Annotated in this window: 5 protein-coding genes; 1 reads left to right on the top strand and 4 read right to left on the bottom strand. The window is 53.2% G+C overall.

What is annotated here, in order from left to right; translation table 11 throughout:
* Positions 1-104: 104 nt before the first annotated feature.
* From B1757_RS14845 to B1757_RS14830, 4 genes are all read right to left on the bottom strand, one after another.
* Positions 105-539 (bottom strand): DUF2442 domain-containing protein, encoded by a 435-nt coding sequence (locus B1757_RS14845; RefSeq protein WP_075323796.1) that lies wholly within the window; start codon positions 537-539, stop codon positions 105-107.
* A complete protein-coding gene (locus B1757_RS14840; RefSeq protein WP_075323797.1) occupies positions 514-774 on the bottom strand; it encodes a DUF4160 domain-containing protein in 261 nt (86 codons plus the stop codon). Before B1757_RS14840 ends, B1757_RS14845 begins: the two co-directional genes overlap by 26 nt.
* Before the next feature lie 42 nt (positions 775-816).
* On the bottom strand, positions 817-1,221 hold the full coding sequence (locus B1757_RS14835) for a hypothetical protein (RefSeq protein ID WP_075323798.1): 405 nt from the start codon (positions 1,219-1,221) through the stop codon (positions 817-819).
* Between the two features lie 63 nt (positions 1,222-1,284).
* Positions 1,285-1,950, bottom strand: a complete 666-nt coding sequence (locus tag B1757_RS14830; RefSeq protein ID WP_207650629.1) for a helix-turn-helix domain-containing protein — start codon at positions 1,948-1,950, stop codon at positions 1,285-1,287.
* Positions 1,951-2,768: 818 nt separating this feature from the next.
* Here B1757_RS14830 and B1757_RS14825 point away from each other — a divergent pair.
* Positions 2,769-3,051 (top strand): hypothetical protein (locus B1757_RS14825; RefSeq protein WP_075323800.1); only part of this gene is annotated, 283 nt, incomplete at its 3' end.

Here is a 3,051-nt window from a genome sequence, read left to right as displayed (position 1 = left end):
GAGACACAATGCGTCATTCTGTCTTGTAGCCCCAAAACCCTGAACGGCAGATCGCCCGGTTTTGCTCGGTTCCTCTGACACCCAGGAGGGCCGATTATGGGACATTACGATATAGCCTTCTTTTCTGCTGACTGTGGACGCCCGCCAAGTCGTCCGTTTCTTCGGGCTGCCGCTGCCTTGGCGGGGCTTTTTGATACGCCCCCCTTCTGCCCAAGGCTGCGCATCCAGGCCGATGTACCGAGAACTCCCCGCGCCAATGCAGGGACGTACAGATCAGCGTCCAGTCGCGGGAAGTGTAGCCCAAGACCACGCGCTTGAATGACGATCTCTGCCATATCTGCGGGAGTGGCATTCTCTATGCCCTGAATCAATGCTGGTGGGATGTGTAGACCAACACCGTTGTTCAACTCGATCACGACCTTTCCCGTAGGTTGGTCATAGTAGGCGGACTCCGCCAGTGGGCCAGCAGCAAGCGTCTCCCGTCCACGCTGATTTGCAGCGTCCCAGTCGCGCTCAAGAATTTTGTCTACTTGGTCCATGGTACCTCTCCCACTCTCCACAGAATAATGCCAATCGGGATATGCTTTCTTCCAGAAGGTGACGTATTTCCGCCCTGGAAAAGCCGATACTCTCCCGTAGCTCCGGTGGCCCTTTCGGGCAATGCAATATGAATACTGCCTTACTATCCCCTTTTATCACGTGCACATGAGCGGGACGATGGTCGTTGAGGTAGATCACTACCCGCGCAGCGTCTATGTGATCGATGGTGGGCATAATGTCGTTATCCTAGGCGCGCTTTGGTTTATATACAAGGCATCATCCCCAAAATCGCCACCACGGACGGTCATCCTTCTCTTCGTGTCGTAATTGGTTTTGGCTTTTGGCTAGCAAGTCGCGCAGCCATAGTTCGCGTTCCTCAGCCTTATGCAATTCTTCCTCACGGATTCGCAAAATATCACGCACTCGCTGAAGTTCTGATTCTAGCTCACTGATAACAAGAATATTTGGGTCGTTAGCCTCTCGGACACCACCTGTGTCTTGACCTTCTACTGTGTCATGTAGGACACCAAACACGCGTAGCAGCTCAGAGGTATCAATAACCGGATTTCCTTGGTTGTCGTTCGTAACGCTGACCTTGCCGTTATTGATGTAAGAGCGATAAAAGGTGCTGCGAGAAACCTTCGCTAAGCTTGCAGCTTTGGTGATGCTTACCTGTGTCATTTGACTGTCGCCTATTGGTTCACTTGGTGTGTCATGGGACGTATCACCATTGTAGCAAAACAATCACTCAATGAGCGGAATTTGATCGTCATCTACGGCGTTTTTTGGGCTTTTAACGGGTGTTTCAGCCTGAAGAAAAGGCAAGTCAGGCTCCAAGCCATCCAAGATAGGCTGAGAAGGAGGCGGCTCTCCTGGGCCTGCTGGCAGTTGCTGTTCGCCAGGATATAAGACCGGGATACGGCGGAGGTCTGTGGTGTCCACTGTGGAAGGATCCTGATCGCTCCTATCAGCAACCACGGCAGCGGAGAAAACAGATAAAACCATTTCACCACGCGGCTGTCCCCAAGCCACCCGGTCATTGACCACGTATGCAGACACGCTTCCTGGGCCGTTGAGCTTTATGACTTGTATCCATCGCTCTGCCACGAGATCGGACACAGCGTTTCTTACTGTTCGGTCCGTTACACCCATCAATCCGGCAAGAGTCTTTTGACTGATAACGACTGCATTTTGATGCCCCATGTTAGCGACCAAATGATGCAGGAGAATTCCAGCACGAGGTTTTCTCATCGTCAGGTTTGCCCACGCCTCGTGGGCTTTGCGTTCTGTTTGGACCCATTGGCCATATTTGGGTGCGGCAGGTGTGCCTAATTTTTCCTGGGGGGCGGAATCTCTTTGCATTTTTTTGGAAATCCTTTTCCGATAATCTGTTCCAAAAATGTACATCATAGCGCACATTTTTGGAACACCCCGGAAACAGCTGGTTTCCGCACCCCCGGAAACAGCTGGTTTCCGCACCCCCCCTAAAACACATTAAAAAATCAGTTAGTTAAAAAATGGTCCTTTCTATGTTCTATTGGGACTTTTGTGCCGGACCTTCTGACAAGGAGTGGGCGCTTGCTCCGACTACGTCGGACCGCCCACAAACATTCCCGGCGGGGACCCTGCTGGTCCCCCTGTCCTCGCCTTCGGCTCGCCGGATCGACCCCCTATGGGGACTGCGTCCCCCACTGCCTACGGCAGCGGCTCCCCCTGCTGGTTTACCAGTGGATGAGGTCTTTTTTTGAAAAAGAGCTTTAGCTCCCGCCCCGCAGGGGCAAAGTAGGCGCGGGCGATTTGGGCGATTTGCTTGCAAATCGTCTGAATCGTTCGCAACCGCGCAGGGCGCGGAATGGTAAACGGGCCACCGTTATGACGCGCGCAGCGCATAGAACGCTGTTTGCATCGACAGCAATCCGTGCCTGGCACGGCGAAGCCGTGGCAACCAGGCACTCCTTGTCTGGGGTTTGGGTATTTTTATTTTGGAAAATGCTCATATTTCGCGTAGGACGCGTTTTCTGGCTTTGGTGGTGTTTTCCCTGTCAAATGCTCTTGCGTCGGTTCTGGGGCAAATACGGGGCCTTTACGGCATGGTTGCACGGGGTTTCTCTGGTTTGGCCATGACGAGGATGGGCACTTGTGTTGCTCCGCGACTAGTCACAGAATGTTTGGTAACTTGTGACGTGTCACGTATAATAAGATTCAGGCGACTGATGCGGAGAACAGCCATGACCAAGATAGCCGAAGTCTTATCACAACCTGTCACGAAGAAAAGAGGCCGGAAGCCCAAGGGCGACCGCCCCATGACGGCAGCGGAACGGGCCAAGGCCAGCCGCGACCATCGCCGCTTCCCGATGGAAGGCTACAGCGGGAAGCCGATCTCCGTGATGTTGTCGGGTGACGCGCATATGGCTCTGAATGACCTCATCGCCCTATACAGTGACAAGTCACAAAAAGAGATCATCGATCTGGCGCTTATCCATTTGCTCAAATTGCAGCCAGTCACCTATT

The sequence above is a fragment of the Acidithiobacillus marinus genome (assembly GCF_002847505.1).
GTDB lineage: Bacteria > Pseudomonadota > Gammaproteobacteria > Acidithiobacillales > Acidithiobacillaceae > Acidithiobacillus > Acidithiobacillus marinus.
Note: the sequence above shows the minus strand (reverse complement) of the source record. Positions and strands in the feature narration are given on the sequence as shown.